Origin of the sequence: Streptomyces sp. NBC_00510, from assembly GCA_036013505.1 — a bacterium.
Lineage (GTDB): Bacteria > Actinomycetota > Actinomycetes > Streptomycetales > Streptomycetaceae > Actinacidiphila.
In genome coordinates this window covers 6521748-6539566 of sequence record CP107851.1, presented here as the reverse complement: position 1 = coordinate 6539566, position 17819 = coordinate 6521748, and the positions used below count along the sequence as shown (strand labels likewise).

Here is a 17819-nt window from a genome sequence, read left to right as displayed (position 1 = left end):
CGCCTCACCACCCCGCGTACCAGGCGGCGGGCGTGCCGGCCGTGCCGCCGGCGCCGTCGGCCGCGGGCCGGACGGCGAGGATCTGGTCGACGCCCATGCGGCGTTCGGCGAAGGCCAGCGCCCCGCCCGCCAGGTACAGCCGCCACACGCGGGCGGTCTCCTCGCCGGCCAGGAGGACGACGTCGGACCAGCGCCGCTCCAGGGTGGCCAGCCAGGCCCGCACCGTGTGGACGTAGTGCTCGCGCAGGGACTCCACCGCCCGCACCTCCAGGCCCGCGTCCTCCAGCAGCGCCACGGTCCGGCCGAGCGGGCGCATGTGCATGTCGGGGGCGATGTACGTCTCGATGAAGGCGCCGCCACCGGGGGCGACGCGGCCGCGGGACATCTGCTGCACCAGCGCCCTGCCCCGGGGGCGCAGCATGCGGTGGATCGCGCCGGCGAACCGCGGGTAGTGCTCGTCGCCGACGTGCTCGCCCATCTCGATCGCGGTGACCGCCTCGTAGCCGCCGCTGCCCTCCAGGTCGCGGGAGTCGCGCAGTTCGACGGTGACGTACTGCTCCAGGCCGCGTTCGCGGATCCGGTCCCGTACGAAGTCCCGCTGGGCGCGGGAGAGGGTGACCGCGTGGACCTGCGCGCGGTGGGTCTGCGCGGCGTACAGGGCGAGCGCGCCCCAGCCGCAGCCGATGTCGAGCAGCCGCATGCCGGGGCGCAGGTCCAGCTTGCGGCAGATGAGTTCGAGCTTGTCGCGCTGGGCGTCGGCGAGGCCGTACGACGGGTCGTCGTGGCGGGTCCAGTAGCCGCAGGAGTAGGCCATGGAGGCGTCGAGGAGGAGTTCGTAGAAGTCGTTGGACAGGTCGTAGTGGTGGCTGATGGCGGCCCGGTCGCGGCCCCTGGTGTGCGGGGTGCCGTTCAGCCGGGCGCGTCCGCGCGGGGCGGGCGGGCGGGGGCCGACCGCGCCGAGCCGTACGGCGACGCCGGCGGCGCGGAGCCGGTCGGCCGCGCTGAGCCGGGGAGGGCGCAGCCCGCCGTCGCGTGCCGCGTGCCACGCGGCGCGCAGGCCTTCGGTGAGGTCGCCGCGCACGTCGATGTCCCCGGTGATGTACGCCTCGGCGAGGCCGAGTTCGCCGGGCTGCCACAGGAGTCTTCGCAGCGCGCGCCGGGAGCGCAGGACGACCACGGGGGCGTCGCGCGGCCCGGCGGTGCTGCCGTCCCAGGCCCGCAGCCGCACGGGCAGCGGGCCGCCGGTGAACTGCTCCAGCAGCGGGGCGAGGGTGTCCGCGGCGCCCTTCACCTGGCGGTCTCCCCCCGGGTCAGGCGCAGTTGGCACACGTCGAGGTAGCCGGAGCGGAAGCCGGCCTCGGAGTAGGCGAGGTAGAGGGTCCACATGCGGCGGAAGGTCTCGTCGAAGCCGAGGGCGGCGACGTCGGCGGCGCGTTCGGTGAAGCGCTCGCGCCACAGCCGCAGCGTCTCGGCGTAGTGCGGTCCGAAGCCGTCGCAGGAGGTGACGCGCAGCGCAGTGTGCTCGTCGAGGGTCCGCTCGATCGCCTCCAGGGAGGGGATGAGCCCGCCGGGGAAGACGTACTTCTGCATCCAGGTGTGGGTGTCGCGGGTGGCGAGCATGCGCTCGTCGGGCATGGTGATCGCCTGGAGCGCGACCGTGCCGCCGGGGGCGAGCAGCCGGTCCAGGGCGGTGAAGTACACCGGCCAGTACTCGGCGCCGACGGCCTCGATCATCTCGACGCTGACGATGGCGTCGTAGCTCCCGGTCACCTGCCGGTAGTCGCGCAGCCGGACGGTGGCCCGGTCCTGCTGCCCCGCGGCGGCGATCCGGGCCGTGGCGAGCCGGCGCTGTTCCTCGGAGAGGGTCACGGAGACGACCTCGGCGCCGCGGCGGGCGGCGCGGACGGCGAGTTCTCCCCAGCCGGTGCCGATCTCCAGCAGCCGGGTGCCCTCGCCGACGCCCGCCAGGTCGAGCAGCCGGTCGATCTTGCGGTGCTGTGCGGCGGCCAGCTGGGCGCGCCGGGCGGGGAAGCCGCGGAAGACGGCCGAGGAGTAGGTGAGGGTCTCGTCGAGGAAGAGGGCGAAGAGCTCGTTGGACAGGTCGTAGTGGGCGTGGATGTTGCCGCGGGCGCCGTCGAGGGTGTTGCGCCGCTCGGTGGGCTGCCGGTGTGCCCACAGGGCGCGCAGCCGCTGCAGCGGCCGGGGGACGAGCTCGGTGACGTGCGAGGCGAGCACGGTGAGGACGGCCGGCAGGTCCGGCGCGTCCCATTCGCCGGCCATGTAGGACTCGCCGAAGCCGATGAGTCCTCCGGTGCCGACGCGGCGGTGGAAGACCTCGGGGTCGGCGATCAGCACGGTGGGACCGCCCGTGCCGAGGACCGGGCCGCCGTCGCCGAGCCGGCAGCGCAGCGGGAGCCCGCTCAGGGCACGTCGCAGCACGGCACCGGCGACGGCGGCACGCAGCCGTGAGCACCGTGGCGGCGCGGCGACGTCCGGCCAGCGGCGGGGGTCCACGCCGGCGGCGGGTGCGGAAGCGGAGAGTGGGACGGACGTGGTGGACATGGTCACTCGAAACCCTCCTGGGGCGCGTGGACGGGACGGGGCTGCACGGGCAGTCCGCGCAGCAGCAGCCGGATGCCGTGCCGGCGGATGCCGGCCGACACCGCGGCCGTGGACCAGGGGTGGCGGGCGGCGGCGCGCAGCAGGCCCGGCGCGGTGGCCGGACGCCGCTCGCCGCGCACGGTGGCGGTGAACGGGGTGCCGCCGCCGGGCCGTTCCAGGTGGACGGTGAGGTGGAGCCGGTCGTGCGGCTCGGGCAGCCGCATGCGGTAGCCGCCGTCGACGGGGAGGAACGGGGAGACGTAGAAGTCCTTGGCGACGTGGGCGGTGTCGCGTCCGTCGGTGCGCAGCAGGTAGGCGTGCCGTTCCCCGTAGGTGTTGTGGACCTCGGCGACCACGCACAGGAGGGCGCCGTCCCGGTCGTGGCACCAGTACAGGGTCAGCGGGTTGAACACGTGGCCGAGGACCCGGGCGTGGCTGAGCATCCGGACCGGGCCTCCGTGCAGGTCGACGCCCTGCGCGGCGAGCCAGGCGTCGAGGGCGGCCCGTACGGTCGGGTGCCGGCCGCCGAAGTGGTCGCGGGGGTCGAAGCGGGCGAGCGGGCGCAGCGCGGCGGGGAGCCGGGGCGGCCGGGCGGGGTCGGTCAGCCACATGTAGGTGCGGTGGGTGAAGGCGTGCCGCAGCGGATCGGTGCGCACGTGGGTGATCGTGCACTCGTACAGGGCGGGCACCTGCGGCGGCAGGCCCGCGGGGGTCACCATCGCGCCCCCAGGTGGCGGGCGGCCTCGGCGCCGGAGCGGCAGCCGTCCTCGTGGAAGCCCCAGCCGTGGTACGCCCCGGCGAAGGCGGTGACGGGGGTCGCGAGGGCCGGCAGCCGCCGTCGCGCGGCCAGCGACGCGGGGGTGTAGACGGGGTGTTCGTACACCATGCGGGCGAGCACCCGGGCGGGGTCGACGCGTTCCTCTTCGCCGAGGGTGACGACGTAGCGCTCGGGGGTGTCCAGCCGCTGGAGGCGGTTCATGTCGTAGCTGACGCGGACCCCGCCGGGGTCGGGGGCGCAGGTGGGCATGAGGTAGTTCCACGAGGCGCGGGCGCCGCGGCTGCGGGGCAGCAGCGTGGTGTCGGTGTGCAGCAGCGTCGGGTTGCTGGAGTACGGGATGGCGCCGAGCACCCGGCGCTCCTCCGCGGTGGGGTCGGCGAGCAGCCGTAGTGCCTGGTCGGGGTGGGTGGCGACGACCACCGCGTCGTACGTCTCGGTCTCCCCGTCGTCCGTGACGACGTCGGCGCCGTCGGCGTGCCGGCGCAGGGCGCGTACGGGGGTGGCGGTACGGATCGCGGTGAGCCGTTTGACGATGCGCTCGACGTAGACGCGTGATCCGCCGGTGACGGTCCGCCAGGTGGGTGAGCCGCCCACCGAGAGCATCCCGTGGTGGTCGAGGAACCGGAAGAGGTAGACCGCCGGGTAGTGCGCCGCGGTCCGCGGCGAGCAGGACCAGACGCAGGCCACCAGCGGGGTCGTGAAGTGGGCCGTGAAGTACGCCGAGAACTCCCCCGCGCCGAGGAACTCCCCCAGCGTGGTGGTGTCGTCGGAACCGCCCTCCGCGAGCAGCCGCCGGGCCAGGCGGTGGAATCGGGGCACTTCGGCCAGCATACGCAGATAGGCCGGGCGCAGCGCGTTGCGCGGTTGCGCGAAGATCCCCGAGGGGCCACGCGCGCCCGCGTACTCCAGGCCGCAGCCCTCGCAGCGCACGGACATGCTCATCTCGGACTCCTGCGTGGGGACGCCGAGTTCGGCGAAGATCCTCAGCAGGGTGGGGTAGGTGCGCTCGTTGTGGACGATGAAGCCGGTGTCGACGGCGGTCACCCGGCCGTCGCAGGAGGGTACGTCGTGTGTGTGGGCGTGCCCGCCGAGCCGGTCGTCGGCCTCGAACAGCGACACGTCGCAGTGCCGTTGCAGCAGGTAGGCGGCGGTGAGCCCGGCGACGCCGCTGCCCACGACGGCCACCCTTCGCCTTGCTTCGGTCACGTCCCGTCCCTTCGTCGCGGTCCTCTCCCTGCTGGTGGTTCGGAGCCCGCGGCGGGAGGGATTGGTCGGTGCGGCAATCCGCCGGGCGGGCGGCCGCGAATCCATGGGTGGACGCACGTGACGGGCGTCGTCACGGAGGGCGGCCGATAATGACGGAGAGCGCACGAGAGGGGCGATCCGATGACGTACGGTGACGAAGCGGGCGGCGGTACGCCACGTCCGGCGCTGGTCCCGTACGAGCTGCCCCAGCGGCCGCGCGCCGCCGTCCTGGTGCTGCACGGCGGCCGTGCGGAGGGCCTGGAACCGCCCCCGCCGTGGAATCTGCCGGGGGCCCGGATGCGTCCCTTCGTCCGTGCGATCGGCCGGGCCACCGCCGGGCACGCGGTGGCGCTGGCCGGGGTCCGCTACCGGCACCGCGGCTGGAACGGCGGGCGGGAGGACGCGGCGCGGGACGCCCTGCGGGCGCTGGAGGCACTGCGGCAACGCGCCGGGGAGGTGCCCGTGGTGCTGGTGGGGCACTCGATGGGCGGCCGGGCGGCGCTGCGCGTGGCCGGTCATCCGCTGGTGGGCGCGGTCGTGGGGCTGGCGCCGTGGTGTCCCGAGGACGAGCCGGTGGGGCATCTGGCGGGGCGCCGTCTGGTGCTGCTGCACGGCGACCGGGACCGGGTCACCGATCCGGCCGGCTCGCTGACCCTGGCGGACCGGGCGCGGGCGGCGGGCGCCCAGGCCTGTCACCTGGTGGTGCCGGGCGGCGACCACGCGATGCTGCGCGGTGCCGGGACCTGGCACGCCCTGACGGCGCGCCTGGTCGCCGGGCTGCTGCGGCTGCGTCCGCTGCCGCCGGAGGTGGCGGGCGCGCTGACCGCCCCGGGAACGGAGGGAGCGCGATGAGCCTGCGCCTGCGAACGGACGCCCGGCCGGTGGCGGGGCCGCCGGGCACCGCGCCGGCCCCGCGCCACGCCGGGGCGCCGCTTCTGCCGCTCCTGCCGCTCCTGATCACGGCCGCGCTGACGGCACTGGCGGCGCTGCTGCGCACCCTGCTGCCGCCCGAGCCGACGGCCGGCCCCTTCGCCCGCGACGCCGGGAGCCCGCGATGAGCCTCACCTGCCTGGTGACGGGCGCGACCGGCTACATCGGCGGCCGGCTCGTCCCCGAACTGCTGGAGGCCGGGCACCGAGTGCGCTGCCTGGCCCGTACGCCCGGCAAGCTGCGCGACCACCCGTGGTCGGGCGAGGTGGAGGTCGTCCGGGGCGACGTCACCGACCCCGACTCGGTGCGGGCGGCCATGGAGGGCGTGGACGTCGCGTACTACCTCGTCCACGCCCTGGGCAGCGGAGGGGACTTCGAGCGGACCGACCGGGAGGCCGCGGAGGTCTTCGGGTCCCGGGCGAAGGCCGCGGGCGTGCGGCGGATCGTGTACCTGGGCGGTCTGACCCCCGCCGGGGTGCCCGAACGGGAGCTGTCGCCGCACCTGCGCTCACGCGCCGAGGTGGGCCGGGTGCTGCTCGCCTCCGGAGTGCCGACGGCGGCGCTGCGGGCGGCGGTGATCATCGGCTCCGGCTCGGCCTCCTTCGAGATGCTGCGCTACCTCACGGAACGGCTGCCGGTGATGGTCACCCCGCGCTGGGTGGGCACCCGGATCCAGCCGATCGCCGTACGGGACGTGCTGCGCTACCTCGTGGGCTGCGCCACGCTGCCGCCCGAGGTGAGCCGCGCCTTCGACATCGGCGGCCCGGACGTGCTCACCTACCGCGCCATGATGCTGGAGTACGCCGAGGTGGCGGGGCTGCCGCACCGGCTGATCGTGCCGGTGCCGGTGCTGACGCCGCGTCTGTCGAGCCACTGGGTGGGGCTGGTGACCCCGGTGCCGGCGGGCATCGCGCGGCCCCTGACGGAGTCGCTGCGGTACGAGGTGGTCTGCCACGACCGCGACATCGCCGCGTGGGTGCCGGACCCGCCCGAGGGCATGATCGGCGTCGAGGCGGCGCTGCGGCTGGCGCTGCAGCGCATCCGCGAGGCGAACGTGGTCACCCGCTGGTCCTCGGCCTCCGTGCCCGGCGCGCCGAGCGACCCGCTGCCGACGGACCCTGACTGGGCGGGCGGCTCCCTCTACACCGACCGCCGGACACGGATCGTGGACGCCTCGCCCGAGGCGCTGTGGCGGGTCATCGAGGGCATCGGCGGCGACAACGGCTGGTACTCCTTCCCGCTGGCCTGGGCCGTGCGCGGCTGGCTCGACCGCTTCGTGGGCGGGGTCGGGCTGCGCCGGGGCCGCCGGGACGCGACGCACCTGCGGGTGGGCGACTCGCTGGACTTCTGGCGGGTGGAGGAGATCGAGCCGGGCCGGCTGCTGCGGTTGCGCGCCGAGATGCGGCTGCCGGGCCTGGCCTGGCTGGAGCTGACGTCCGGACGGGACGGTACCGGGCGCACCGTCTACGGGCAGCGCGCGCTGTTCCATCCGCGCGGGCTGGCGGGGCACGCGTACTGGTGGAGCGTCTCGCCGTTCCACTCCGTGGTCTTCGGCGGCATGGCGCGCAACATAGCCGCCGCGGCCCGGGCGGGCGCGGCAGGGCCGTAGCAAAGGGCCGCGCGGGGCCGTGACGGACGCGGGCTCAGTCCGGGACGGGGGCCCGCAGGGCGGTCAGCTCGTCGTTCATCGCGGCCAGGAAGCGCATCACGACGACGAGTTCGTCCTCGGTGAAGCGGGCGCGCGCCGCGTCGGTGCCCCGGGCGAGCGGGCGGAAGAACTCCCGCGCCACCTCCATCCCCCGCGGGGCGTAGTGCAGATGGACCACGCGGCGGTCGGCGGCGTCGCGGGTGCGGCGGACGTGGCCGGCGCGTTCCAGCCGGTCCAGGCAGGCGGTGACGGCACCGGAGGTCAGATTGAGGCGTTCGCGCAGCAGACCGGGGGTCATGGCCCCGCCGTGGCCGTCGCCGTCCAGGATCGCGACCAGCGCCTGCACGTCGGTGTGGTGCAGCTTCTGGCTCTGCGCGAAGTCCTGCGCGATGCGGTTGAACTCGCTGTTCATCCTGCGCAGCTGCACGGCGAAGGCCTGCAGCCCGGTCGGGGACTCGTCCTGGAAGTTGTCGGGCACCCCTCCATCGTAAATAATCTCGATGATTAAGATACTCAATAGCTGAGATACATCCTTCCGCACGGGGGCAGTCCCCCGTTCCGCATCCCACGGGAGAGAGCGATGACATCCCTGCCGCGTGCCGTCCGATGGCTGCTGCCCGTGGTGATGCTGGTCGCCTGGCTGGGCGTCGGGGGCACCCTCGGCCCCTACGCGGGCAGGCTCGGCGAGGTCTCCACCAACGACCAGGCGGCCTTCCTGCCGCGCAGTGCCGAATCGACGAAGGCCGTCGCCGAACGGACGGCCTTCAACCGGAACGGGACCGTACCGGCGATCGTCGTCTGGACCGCCGAACGCGGCCGCGTGACCGACGCCCAGCAGCAGGCCGCCACGGCGGCGCTGGCCTCGCTCGCCGGCACCGAGGGGGTCACCGGGCGCCCCTCCCCCGCGCTGCGCTCCGACGACGGCAGGGCCCTGCAGGGCGTCGTGCAGCTCCGCCCCGACCTCGGACGGGACGTCGGGGACGCCGTCGGCCGGATCCAGGACACCGCGGCCCGGGTCGCGGGGACCACCGCCCATGTCGCCGGGCCCGCGGCCTCGCAGGCCGACCTGGGCGAGGCCTTCGCGGGCATCGACGGACTGCTGCTGTTCACCGCGCTCGGCGTCGTGCTGGCGATCCTGCTGCTGGTCTACCGCGCGCTGCTGCTGCCCCTGGTCATCATCGTCGGCTCGGTCTTCTCGCTCGGCCTGGCCTGCGGGGTGGTGTACGTGCTGGCCGACCACGGCGTCGTCCGGGTCGACGGCCAGGTCCAGGGCATCCTGTCGATCCTCGTCATCGGCGCGGCCACCGACTACGCCCTGCTGCTCGCGGCCCGCTTCCGGGAGGAACTCGCGCTCCACGGCGACCGGTTCGCGGCGATGCGCGCCGCGCTGCGCCGCTCGGCCGGGGCGATCGTGGCGAGCGCGGCCACCGTGGCCCTCGGCCTGCTCGCCCTGCTGGCCAGCGACCTCACCAACAACCGGGCCCTGGGCCCGGTCGGCGCCGTCGGCATCGTCTGCGCCGTCGCGAGCAGCCTGACCTTCCTGCCCGCGGCGCTGCTGCTGCTCGGCCGGGCCGCCTACTGGCCCGCCCGGCCCCGGGACAGGCGTCCGGAGGGGGAGGGCGTGTGGCGGAGGATCGCGGCCCTCGTGGACCGCGCGCCGCGCCGGGTGTGGGCCGCGAGCCTGGCGCTGCTGGTGGGCTGTGCCGCCTTCTCCCCCGCGCTGACCGCCCGGGGGGTGCCGCTGGACGAGATCTTCGTCCACCAGGCGCCCTCGGTGACCGCCCAGCGCGCCCTCGGCGAGCACTTCCCCGGAGGTGCGGGGAACCCCGCCGTGGTCATCGCGGAGGCGGACCGGCTCGACCCGGTCACCCGGGCCGCGGCCGGCACCGACGGCGTCGACTCCGTCGCCCCGCTCACCGCCGCCGGCCGGCCCGGCGGGGGCGAGCCGCTCGTCGCCGGCGGCCGGGTCCTGCTGGAGGTGACGCTGAAGGACGCCGCCGACAGCGACGCCGCCAAGGCCACGGTGCAGCGGCTGCGCACGGCCGTGCACGCGGTACCCGGCGCGGACGCGGTGGTCGGCGGCTACACGGCCCAGCAGCTGGACACCCAGCGGACCGCGGAGCGCGACCGCACGCTCGTCGTCCCCGTCGTCCTCGCGATCATCCTGGTGATCCTGGCCGCCCTGCTGCGCAGCCTGCTGCTGCCGCTGCTCATGGTCGCCACGGTGGCGCTCAACTTCGCCGCCACCCTGGGCGTGTCGGCGCTGGTCTTCCGCCATGCGTTCGGCTTCTCGGCGACGGACGCCTCGGTGCCGCTGTACGGCTTCGTCTTCCTGGTCGCCCTCGGGGTGGACTACAACATCTTCCTGATGACGCGGGTCCGCGAGGAGACGCTGCGTCACGGCACGCGGCAGGGCGTCCTGCGCGGGCTGACCGCCACCGGAGGGGTGATCACCTCGGCGGGCGTGGTGCTCGCCGCCACCTTCGCGGCGCTCGGCGTGATCCCCCTGGCCTTCCTGGCGCAGATCGCCTTCATCGTGGCCTTCGGGGTGCTGCTGGACACCCTGCTGGTGCGCTCGCTGCTGCTGCCCGCGCTGGTAAGGGACATCGGCCCGAAGGTGTGGTGGCCGGGCGCCGCGGCGCGCGGGGGCGACGAGCCGCCGGCGCCGGACGGCGCCGCGGCACCGCGGCGGGTGGCGGAGCGTCAGACGACCTGATGCAGCCAGCGCACGGGGGCGCCCTCACCCGCGTAGCGGAAGGGCTCCAACTCGTCGTCCCACGGCTTGCCGAGCAGCTTGGCGACTTCCGTCTCCAGGTCGGCCTCGCCCTTGCGGGCGCGGGCGAGCGCGGCGCGCAGCCGGTCCTCGGGGATGAGGATGTCCCCGTGGATGCCGGTGACGGCGTGGAAGATGCCGAGTTCGGGCGTGCTGCTGTAGCGCTCCCCCTCGGCGGTGGCACACGGCTCCGCCGTGACCTCGAAGCGCAGCAGATGCCAGCCGCGCAGCGCGGACGCCAGTTTGGAGGCGGTGCCGGGTTCCGCCTGCCAGGAGAACTCGGCCCGCCAGGTGCCGGGAGAGGCGGGCTGGCGGATCCAGTCCAGGTTCACGCGCACGCCGAGCACGCCCGCGACGGCCCACTCGACGTGCGGGCAGAGCGCGCGTGGCGCGGAGTGCACGTACAGAACTCCACGTGTCGTCACCGGGACCTCCAGTGTGGGACGAGGTACGCCTTCCCCAGCGGCCTCATGCCCATAACCGAGCCATCCGGGACAGCAGTGGACATTCTGCACTAATCATAACGAATGAGACAAGATCTGACCTCTGATCACCTCTTTCGCACCACCTGTCAGGGAAAAAGCTACCGCGCGGCGTCAGGTGAGGAGTGACGTACTGTCGGGATCAGCGAGAAGTCACCCACTCGTCCGAGGGAGAACGGATGCGCCAGTCGCTCCCGCGCGGGGTCAGCGGCGCCCTGATCGCGCTGGTCACGCTGCTCACGACGGCACTCGGGGCCGGCTGCTCGGCCACCGACGGCCCCGGGAGCACCGAGGCCGGTGCCGCCGGGCGGGCGGGCACGGCGAAGCGCCCCGCGCAGGTGTGGGACACCACCCCCGCCTCGCTGGCCGCGCTCGGCGACTCCATCACCCGCGCCTTCGACGCCTGCGGGATCCTGACGGACTGTCCGGACCTGTCCTGGGCGACCGGCAGCCGCAGCTCCGTGAAGAGCGTGGCCACCCGGGTGCTGAACCGGCCGGCCACCGAGAGCTGGAACCTGGCGGCCAGCGGCGCCCGGATGCACGACCTGCCGGCGCAGGCCGAGAAGGCGGTCGCGCTGCGGCCGCAGCAGGTGACGATCCTGATGGGGGCCAACGACGCGTGCGCGCGCAGCATCGACCGCATGACCCCGGTGGCCGAATACCGCAAGGATTTCTCCACCGCCCTGCGCACCCTCGACAGCAAGCTACCGAAGGCCCAGGTCTTCGTCGCGAGCGTGCCCGACCTGATGCGCCTGTGGGACGTCGGCCGGCAGAACGTGCTGGGACGGCAGATCTGGAAGCTGGGCCTGTGCCCGTCGATGCTGTCCGACGCGGAGTCGATGAGCACGGCCGCCCGCGAACGGCGGCAGACCGTACGCGAAAGGGTGATGGCGTACAACGACGTGCTGCGGCAGGAGTGCGCGCGCCACGTGCGCTGCCGCTACGACGGCGGCATGGTCTTCGACTACCGCTTCACCCAGAAGGAGCTCAGCCCCTGGGACTGGTTCCACCCCAGCGCCGAGGGACAGGCCAAGCTCGCGGGGCTGGTCTACGCGGCGGCCTTCGGGCCGAACCCGGCCGGCGGCTAGGCCCAGCCGGGCCGGGTTCGGCCGTTCGTCCGGGGTTTCGGACACGGAACGGCACGCGTCACGGGCGGACGGACTCACTTCGGCAACATCGCCGACACCTGCCCGGCACACCCATTGACACCGCCGGGAGCCCGTAACTACGTTCCCTTCAACATTTCGAACGTGTGACGAAATCTCGAACGACACCCTGTAAGGGGCGGCTTCCCGTGCGCATCACCGGCATCAGCACCCATGTGGTCGGTACACCCTGGCGAAATCTCACCTATGTACTCGTCCACACCGACGAGGGGCTCACGGGCGTCGGCGAGACCCGCATGCTCGGCCACACCGACGCGTTGCTCGGCTACCTCCGCGAGGCGGAGGCCAACCACATATCCGGTTCCGACCCCTTCGCGGTGGAGGACCTGGTCCGCCGGATGAAGTACGGCGACTACGGGCGGGCCGGAGAGATCGTCATGTCCGGCATCGCCGTCATCGAGATGGCCTGCTGGGACATCAAGGGCAAGGCCCTCGGCGTCCCCGTGTGGCAGCTGCTCGGCGGCAAGGTGAACGAGAAGGTCAAGGCGTACGCCAACGGCTGGTACACCACCGAGCGCACCCCGGAGGCCTACCACAAGGCCGCCCGCGCCGTGGTGGACCGCGGCTACCGCGCGCTGAAGATCGACCCCTTCGGCACCGGCCACTTCGAGCTGGACCACGCGGCCACCACCTACTCCGTCTCCCTCATCGAGGCCGTGCGCGACGCGATCGGCCCCGAGGCCGAGCTGCTGGTGGAGATGCACGGGCGGTTCAGCCCGGCGACCGCGATCCGCGTCGCCAACGAGCTGGCGCCCTTCAAGCCGAGCTGGATCGAGGAGCCGGTGCCGCCGGAGAACCTCAAGGCCCTGGCGAAGGTGGCCGCCCACACCGATCTGCCGATCGCCACGGGTGAACGCATCCACGACCGCTACGAGTTCCGCGAGCTGTTCGAACTCCAGGCCGCCGACATCATCCAGCCCGACCTCGGGCACATCGGCGGCATCAGCGAGGTCCGCAAGCTGGCCGCCACCGCGGAGACCCACTACGTGCTGGTCGCCCCGCACAACGTCGGCGGCTCCGTGCTCACCGCCGCGAGCCTTCAGCTCGCCGGGTGCACCCCCAACTTCAAGATCCTCGAGCACTTCAACGACTTCGCGGACTCCGAGATCAAGAAGGTCGTCAAGGGCGCCCCCGTGGTCGGCGAGGACGGGTACTTCACGCTCTCGGACGCGCCGGGCCTCGGTGTCGAGCTCGACGTCGACGCCGCCGCCGAGTTCCCCCAGCAGCAGGCCCGCTTCGACCTGTGGGCCGAGGGCTGGGAGCGCCGGAAGCCGAAGGGCGCCAAGTGACCGTCCACGCCCCCCGCGCCGTCGTCCTCGACGGACCCGGACGGCACCGGATCGTGCCGACCGGACCGGTCGCGCCCGGTCCGGGCGAGGCGCTGGTCCGCGTCCACGCCGCGGGCATCTGCGGCAGCGACCGGGAGGTGCACGCCGGCACCCGCCCCGAGGGGTACGTCCGCTACCCCGTCACCCCCGGCCACGAGTGGTCCGGCACGGTCGAGGCGGTCGGCACCGGGGTGACCGCCGGCCTGGTGGGCCGGAAGGTCGTCGGCGAGGGCTTCCGCAACTGCCAGGTCTGCGAGCGCTGTCACGCCGGGGAGACCACGCTGTGCAGCGCGCCGTACGAGGAGACCGGCTTCACGCAGCCCGGTGCCATGGCGGACACCCTGACGCTGCCCGCCCGGCTGCTGCACGTCCTGGACGACGCGGCCGACCTGCGCACCGCCGTGCTCCTGGAGCCGGCCGCGTGCGTGGCGGCGGCTCTGCTGAAGGCCCCGGCCGCACCGGGCGAGCGGGTGGCGGTCGTCGGCACCGGCACGCTCGGCATGCTGGCGGTGCAGTTCCTGGCCGCGGTGTCGCCGGCGGAGCTGCTGGTGGTGGGCACCGGCCGGGACCGGGAGGAGCTGGCCGCCTCCTTCGGCGCGACGCGCTTCCGCACGGCCGGCGAACTGGCCGCTGAGGACGGGAAGTACGACCTGGTGGTCGAGGCCGCCGGGTCCGCCTCCGCGGCCCGTGTGTCGGCGGGGCTGCTGCGCCGCGGCGGGCGGCTGGCGCTGACCGGCATCCCCGCGCCGGGAGCGCTCGGGCTCGACCCCACCGACCTGGTGGTGCGCCAGCTGACCGTGCACACGGTCTTCGGGGCGCCGCCCGCCGCCTGGGCCCACACCGTACGGGCCTTCGACGCCGGGATCCTGGACCCGGCGCCGCTGATCACGCACGACCTGCCGCTGGAGGAGTACGCCGACGCCCTCGGACTGCTGGGGAACAGGGATCCGAAGGTGGGGAAGGTGCTGCTGCGTCCGTGACCGCTCCGTGCACGGCGGACATCCGATGTCCCATCCGTGCCCACCCATACCCAATGAACCGAACGTCGTCCGAGATCTCGAACGGCGAGAACGAAGGAGCACCGTGACCGACGCACCCACCCCGAGCCCCGGCACGGCCGGCGGTCCCCGACACCCGGGCCAGTACGCGCTCACCCTCCTCGGTCACGGCGCGCCGGCGGACGACCCGGCCGACACCTCCCCGCACTCCTTCCCCGACGGGGGCACCTGGCGCACCGAGATCCCCTCCGTGGAGGGCCCGGAGGCGCTGGCCACCGTGCTGGAGGAGAGCGAGCGGCTGGAGGTGCCGGTGCACCGGATCAGCCAGGGCAGCGGCATCTGGATGCTGACGGACGCGGAGATCACCGAGATGGTCACCGCCTGCGCCGAACGGGACGTGGAGCTCTGCCTGTTCACCGGTCCCCGGGGCACCTGGGACATCGGCGCCGCCACCCGCACCGACTCCCGCGGCGGGGGCCTGCGCGCCCGCGGCCATGACCAGGTGGCCGGCTGCGTCGAGGACGCGCTGCGCGCCGCCGCCCTGGGCGTGCGCTGCCTGCTCGTCGCCGACGAGGGCGTGCTGTGGCTGCTGCACCAGCTGCGCGAGCAGGGCCTGCTGCCGGCCGACACCACCTTCAAGGTCTCGGCGCTGGTCGGCCCGGTCAACCCGGCGGGTTACGCGGTGTGGGAGCGGCTGGGCGCCGACTCGATCAACATCCCCTCCGACCTGACCCTCCAGCAGATCACCGAGATCCGCCGGGTCAGCCGGGCGCCGATGGACTTCTACATCGAGGCCCCGGACGACCTCGGCGGCTTCGTCCGGCTCTACGACGCGGCGGAGCTGATCCGTCGCGGCGCGCCGATCTACCTCAAGTTCGGGCTGAGCAAGGCCCCCGGCATCTACCCGTACGGACGTCAGCTGCGGGAGGTCGCCCTGACGACCGCCCGCGAGCGGGTCCGGCGCGGCCGCCTTGTGCTCGACCTGCTCTCCCGGCTGGGCGCGGACGGCGGGCTCTCCCCGCTGGGCGCGCGGCAGCCGGGTCCGCTCCACCGCTTCCCCTTGGACATCGCGACCGACCCGGACCAGGCGACCGACCCCCGCCTGGCCGCCGAAAGGATCTGATCAGCCATGCGCATCGCCAGAGCCGCACGTCTGCGCACCACAGCCGCGCTGATAGCCACCCTCGCCCTCGGCGCCACCGCGACCGCCTGCGGGCAGAGCGACAACACCGGAGGCGGCGGCGACAAGGACGGTGGGAAGGGCGGCACCATCGGCATCGCCATGCCCACCAAGTCCTCGGAGCGCTGGATCGCCGACGGCGACAACATGGTCAAGCAGTTCCAGGCCCAGGGCTACAAGACCGACCTGCAGTACGGCGACGACAAGGTCGAGAACCAGGTCGCCCAGATCCAGAACATGATCACCAAGGGCGACAAGCTGCTGGTCATCGCCGCCATCGACGGCTCGGCCCTCAGCGACGTCCTGCAGCAGGCCCACGACGCGGGCATCAAGGTGATCTCCTACGACCGCCTCATCCTGGGCTCGGCGAACGTCGACTACTACGCGACCTTCGACAACTACAAGGTCGGCCAGCTCCAGGCCGGCTACATCCTCGAGAAGCTGGGCCTGCAGGACGGCAGCAAAAAGGGCCCCTTCAACATCGAGCTCTTCGCCGGCTCGCCCGACGACAACAACACCAAGTACTTCTTCAACGGCGCGATGGACACCCTCAAGCCGTACATCGACAAGAAGCAGCTGGTGGTCAAGAGCGGCCAGACCGAGCTCAACCAGGTCACCACCCTGCGCTGGGACGGCGCCACCGCCCAGGCCCGCATGGACGACCTGCTCAGCAAGTCGTACACCTCCGACGACGTGGACGCGGTGCTCTCCCCCTACGACGGCATCTCCCGCGGCATCATCTCGGCGCTGAAGAGCGTCAGCTACGGCACCGGCAAGAAGCCGCTCCCGATCGTCACCGGTCAGGACGCCGAGGTCGCCTCGATCAAGTCGATCATCGCGGGCGAGCAGGCCCAGACCGTCTACAAGGACACCCGCGAACTGGCCAAGGTCGCCGTCCAGATGGGCAACGCGGTGCTGACCGGCGGCAAGCCGGAGACCAACGACTCCAAGACCTACAACAACGGCACCAAGGTCGTCCCGACCTACCTGCTGCCGCCGGTGAGCGTCGACAAGTCGAACTACAAGGAGATCGTCGTCGACTCCGGCTACATCAAGGAGTCCGAGCTCCAGTAGTCCCGGAGCCGGACCACGACCGACGATCGTCACTTCCCACCACCCGAGGAGAACGGAAAGCAGGAATGGCCGGACCCGTCCTCGAAATGCGCTCCATCACCAAGACCTTCCCAGGGGTCAAGGCGCTCTCCGACGTCACCTTGACTGTCGCCGAGGGCGAGGTCCACGCCATCTGCGGTGAGAACGGTGCGGGCAAGTCGACCCTGATGAAGGTGCTCAGCGGGGTCTACCCACACGGCAGTTACGAAGGGGAGATCCTCTTCCAGGGGGAGACCTGCGAGTTCCGCGACATCCGCGCGAGCGAGCAGCGCGGCATCGTGATCATCCACCAGGAGCTCGCCCTGGTGCCGTACCTGTCCATCGCCGAGAACATCTTCCTCGGCAACGAACACTCCACCCGCGGTGTCATCAGCTGGAACGAGACGCTGCGGCACGCGGGCCGGCTGCTCAAGCGGGTCGGGCTCACCGACGGGCCCACCACCCGCGTGGCGGACATCGGCGTGGGCAAGCAGCAGCTCGTCGAGATCGCCAAGGCGCTGTCCAAGGAGGTCAAGCTCCTCATCCTGGACGAGCCGACCGCCGCCCTGAACGACGAGGACAGCCGCAAGCTCCTTGACCTCATCATGGAGTTCAAGGAGCACGGCATCTCCTGCATCATCATCTCGCACAAGCTCAACGAGATCGCCAGGGTCGCCGACTCCATCACGATCCTGCGCGACGGGCGGACCATCGAGACGCTCGACATGAAGGCCACCGACGAGGACGGCCACAGCACCGTCACCGAGGAGCGGATCATCCGCGGCATGGTGGGCCGCGACCTCGACCACCGCTTCCCCGAGCGGGAGCCGGAGATCGGCGAGGTGGCCTTCGCCGTCGAGGACTGGACCGTGCACCACCCGATCGACCAGCAGCGCAAGGTCGTCGACGGGGTCTCCCTCGACGTCCGGCGCGGCGAGATCGTGGGCATCGCCGGGCTGATGGGGGCCGGCCGCACCGAACTGGCCATGAGCGTCTTCGGCCGCTCCTACGGCCGTAACATCAGCGGCCGGGTCTACCTGCACGGCAAGGAGATCCGCACCCGCACCGTCCCGGAGGCGGTGGGCCACGGCATCGCGTACGTCACCGAGGACCGCAAGCACTACGGGCTGAACCTCATCGACGACATCAGCCGCAACATCTCGCTCAGCGCCCTGTCCAAGGTCGCCCGGCGCGGCGTCGTCAACCAGCACGAGGAGGCCCGGGTCGCCGAGTCCTTCCGCTCCACGATGAACATCAAGACCCCGACGGTCTTCGAGACCACGGGCAAGCTGAGCGGTGGCAACCAGCAGAAGGTCGTCCTCAGCAAGTGGATCTTCGCCGGGCCGGAGGTCCTCATCCTCGACGAGCCCACCCGGGGCATCGACGTCGGGGCCAAGTACGAGATCTACACGGTCATCAACGACCTGGCGGCCCAGGGCAAGGCCGTCGTCTTCATCTCCTCCGAACTGCCGGAGCTGCTCGGCATGTGCGACCGCATCTACACGATGTCCGCGGGCCGGCTGACCGGGGAGATCCCGCGCGAGAGCGCGACCCAGGAAGTGCTGATGCGCCACATGACCATGGACCGAGGTAACTGA

At 72.9% G+C, this 17819-nt stretch carries 16 protein-coding genes; 10 read left to right on the top strand and 6 right to left on the bottom strand.

Going from position 1 to position 17819, the window contains the following annotated elements; genetic code table 11:
- Positions 1–4 precede the first annotated feature (4 nt).
- From OG937_29445 to OG937_29430, 4 genes are read right to left on the bottom strand one after another with little or no spacing between them, the layout of a single operon-like run.
- Entirely contained in the window at positions 5–1291 is a 1287-nt protein-coding gene (locus OG937_29445; protein ID WUD75523.1) for a cyclopropane-fatty-acyl-phospholipid synthase family protein, read from the bottom strand.
- The gene (locus OG937_29440) at positions 1288–2562 is read right to left on the bottom strand and encodes a cyclopropane-fatty-acyl-phospholipid synthase family protein (GenBank protein WUD75522.1); all 1275 of its coding nucleotides are present in this window, start codon (positions 2560–2562) and stop codon (positions 1288–1290) included. The genes OG937_29445 and OG937_29440 overlap by 4 nt, the downstream gene beginning before the upstream one ends.
- Before the next feature lie 2 nt (positions 2563–2564).
- The gene (locus OG937_29435; protein ID WUD75521.1) at positions 2565–3320 is read right to left on the bottom strand and encodes a DUF1365 domain-containing protein; all 756 of its coding nucleotides are present in this window, start codon (positions 3318–3320) and stop codon (positions 2565–2567) included.
- Positions 3314–4585: an FAD-dependent oxidoreductase gene (locus tag OG937_29430; protein WUD75520.1), complete on the bottom strand. Its 1272-nt coding sequence runs from the start codon at positions 4583–4585 to the stop codon at positions 3314–3316. The genes OG937_29435 and OG937_29430 overlap by 7 nt, the downstream gene beginning before the upstream one ends.
- 180 nt (positions 4586–4765) lie before the next feature.
- Between OG937_29430 and OG937_29425 the strand changes: the two genes are divergently transcribed.
- Genes OG937_29425 through OG937_29415 form a run of 3 tightly spaced genes read left to right on the top strand, consistent with a single transcriptional unit; the run spans position 4766 to position 7163 of the window.
- Entirely contained in the window at positions 4766–5476 is a 711-nt protein-coding gene (locus OG937_29425) for an alpha/beta hydrolase (protein WUD75519.1), read from the top strand.
- Complete coding sequence (locus tag OG937_29420; GenBank protein ID WUD75518.1) at positions 5473–5682, top strand: hypothetical protein; 210 nt, start codon at positions 5473–5475, stop codon at positions 5680–5682. Before OG937_29425 ends, OG937_29420 begins: the two co-directional genes overlap by 4 nt.
- Entirely contained in the window at positions 5679–7163 is a 1485-nt protein-coding gene (locus tag OG937_29415; GenBank protein ID WUD75517.1) for an SDR family oxidoreductase, read from the top strand. Before OG937_29420 ends, OG937_29415 begins: the two co-directional genes overlap by 4 nt.
- Positions 7164–7197: 34 nt before the next feature.
- On the opposite strand, the gene OG937_29410 is transcribed toward OG937_29415, so the two are convergent.
- Complete coding sequence (locus OG937_29410) at positions 7198–7680, bottom strand: MarR family transcriptional regulator (protein WUD75516.1); 483 nt, start codon at positions 7678–7680, stop codon at positions 7198–7200.
- 102 nt (positions 7681–7782) lie between these two features.
- Between OG937_29410 and OG937_29405 the strand changes: the two genes are divergently transcribed.
- On the top strand, positions 7783–9918 hold the full coding sequence (locus OG937_29405; protein WUD75515.1) for an MMPL family transporter: 2136 nt from the start codon (positions 7783–7785) through the stop codon (positions 9916–9918).
- Here OG937_29405 and OG937_29400 read toward each other — a convergent pair.
- The gene (locus OG937_29400; protein WUD75514.1) at positions 9906–10400 is read right to left on the bottom strand and encodes a DUF3145 domain-containing protein; all 495 of its coding nucleotides are present in this window, start codon (positions 10398–10400) and stop codon (positions 9906–9908) included. The two genes, OG937_29405 and OG937_29400, sit on opposite strands and share 13 nt — an antisense overlap.
- Positions 10401–10636: 236 nt before the next feature.
- On the opposite strand from OG937_29400, the gene OG937_29395 reads away from it, so the two are divergent.
- The 6 genes from OG937_29395 (at position 10637) to gguA (ending at position 17819) form a co-directional block, all read left to right on the top strand.
- Positions 10637–11545 (top strand): GDSL-type esterase/lipase family protein, encoded by a 909-nt coding sequence (locus OG937_29395; protein ID WUD75513.1) that lies wholly within the window; start codon positions 10637–10639, stop codon positions 11543–11545.
- 206 nt (positions 11546–11751) lie between these two features.
- A complete protein-coding gene (locus OG937_29390) occupies positions 11752–12912 on the top strand; it encodes a mandelate racemase/muconate lactonizing enzyme family protein (GenBank protein ID WUD75512.1) in 1161 nt (386 codons plus the stop codon).
- Positions 12909–13931 carry an alcohol dehydrogenase catalytic domain-containing protein gene (locus tag OG937_29385; GenBank protein WUD75511.1) on the top strand — a complete coding sequence of 341 codons (1023 nt, stop codon included), beginning with the start codon at positions 12909–12911 and terminating at the stop codon, positions 13929–13931. The genes OG937_29390 and OG937_29385 overlap by 4 nt, the downstream gene beginning before the upstream one ends.
- A gap of 103 nt (positions 13932–14034) precedes the next feature.
- A complete protein-coding gene (locus tag OG937_29380) occupies positions 14035–15072 on the top strand; it encodes a hypothetical protein (protein ID WUD75510.1) in 1038 nt (345 codons plus the stop codon).
- A gap of 6 nt (positions 15073–15078) precedes the next feature.
- The gene (gene chvE / locus OG937_29375) at positions 15079–16203 is read left to right on the top strand and encodes a sugar ABC transporter substrate-binding protein (protein ID WUD75509.1); all 1125 of its coding nucleotides are present in this window, start codon (positions 15079–15081) and stop codon (positions 16201–16203) included.
- 65 nt (positions 16204–16268) lie between these two features.
- Positions 16269–17819 (top strand): sugar ABC transporter ATP-binding protein, encoded by a 1551-nt coding sequence (gene gguA / locus OG937_29370; GenBank protein WUD75508.1) that lies wholly within the window; start codon positions 16269–16271, stop codon positions 17817–17819.

Excerpts from the sequence above, each read along its gene's own strand:
- OG937_29405 (WUD75515.1), top strand. The coding sequence starts at position 7,783 with ATGACATCCCTGCCGCGTGCCGTCCGATGGCTGCTGCCCGTGGTGATG.
- OG937_29395 (WUD75513.1), top strand. The coding sequence starts at position 10,637 with ATGCGCCAGTCGCTCCCGCGCGGGGTCAGCGGCGCCCTGATCGCGCTG.
- OG937_29420 (WUD75518.1), top strand. The coding sequence starts at position 5,473 with ATGAGCCTGCGCCTGCGAACGGACGCCCGGCCGGTGGCGGGGCCGCCG.
- OG937_29440 (WUD75522.1), bottom strand. The coding sequence starts at position 2,562 with ATGTCCACCACGTCCGTCCCACTCTCCGCTTCCGCACCCGCCGCCGGC.
- OG937_29425 (WUD75519.1), top strand. The coding sequence starts at position 4,766 with ATGACGTACGGTGACGAAGCGGGCGGCGGTACGCCACGTCCGGCGCTG.
- OG937_29415 (WUD75517.1), top strand. The coding sequence starts at position 5,679 with ATGAGCCTCACCTGCCTGGTGACGGGCGCGACCGGCTACATCGGCGGC.
- OG937_29435 (WUD75521.1), bottom strand. The coding sequence starts at position 3,320 with ATGGTGACCCCCGCGGGCCTGCCGCCGCAGGTGCCCGCCCTGTACGAG.
- gguA (WUD75508.1), top strand. The coding sequence starts at position 16,269 with ATGGCCGGACCCGTCCTCGAAATGCGCTCCATCACCAAGACCTTCCCA.
- chvE (WUD75509.1), top strand. The coding sequence starts at position 15,079 with ATGCGCATCGCCAGAGCCGCACGTCTGCGCACCACAGCCGCGCTGATA.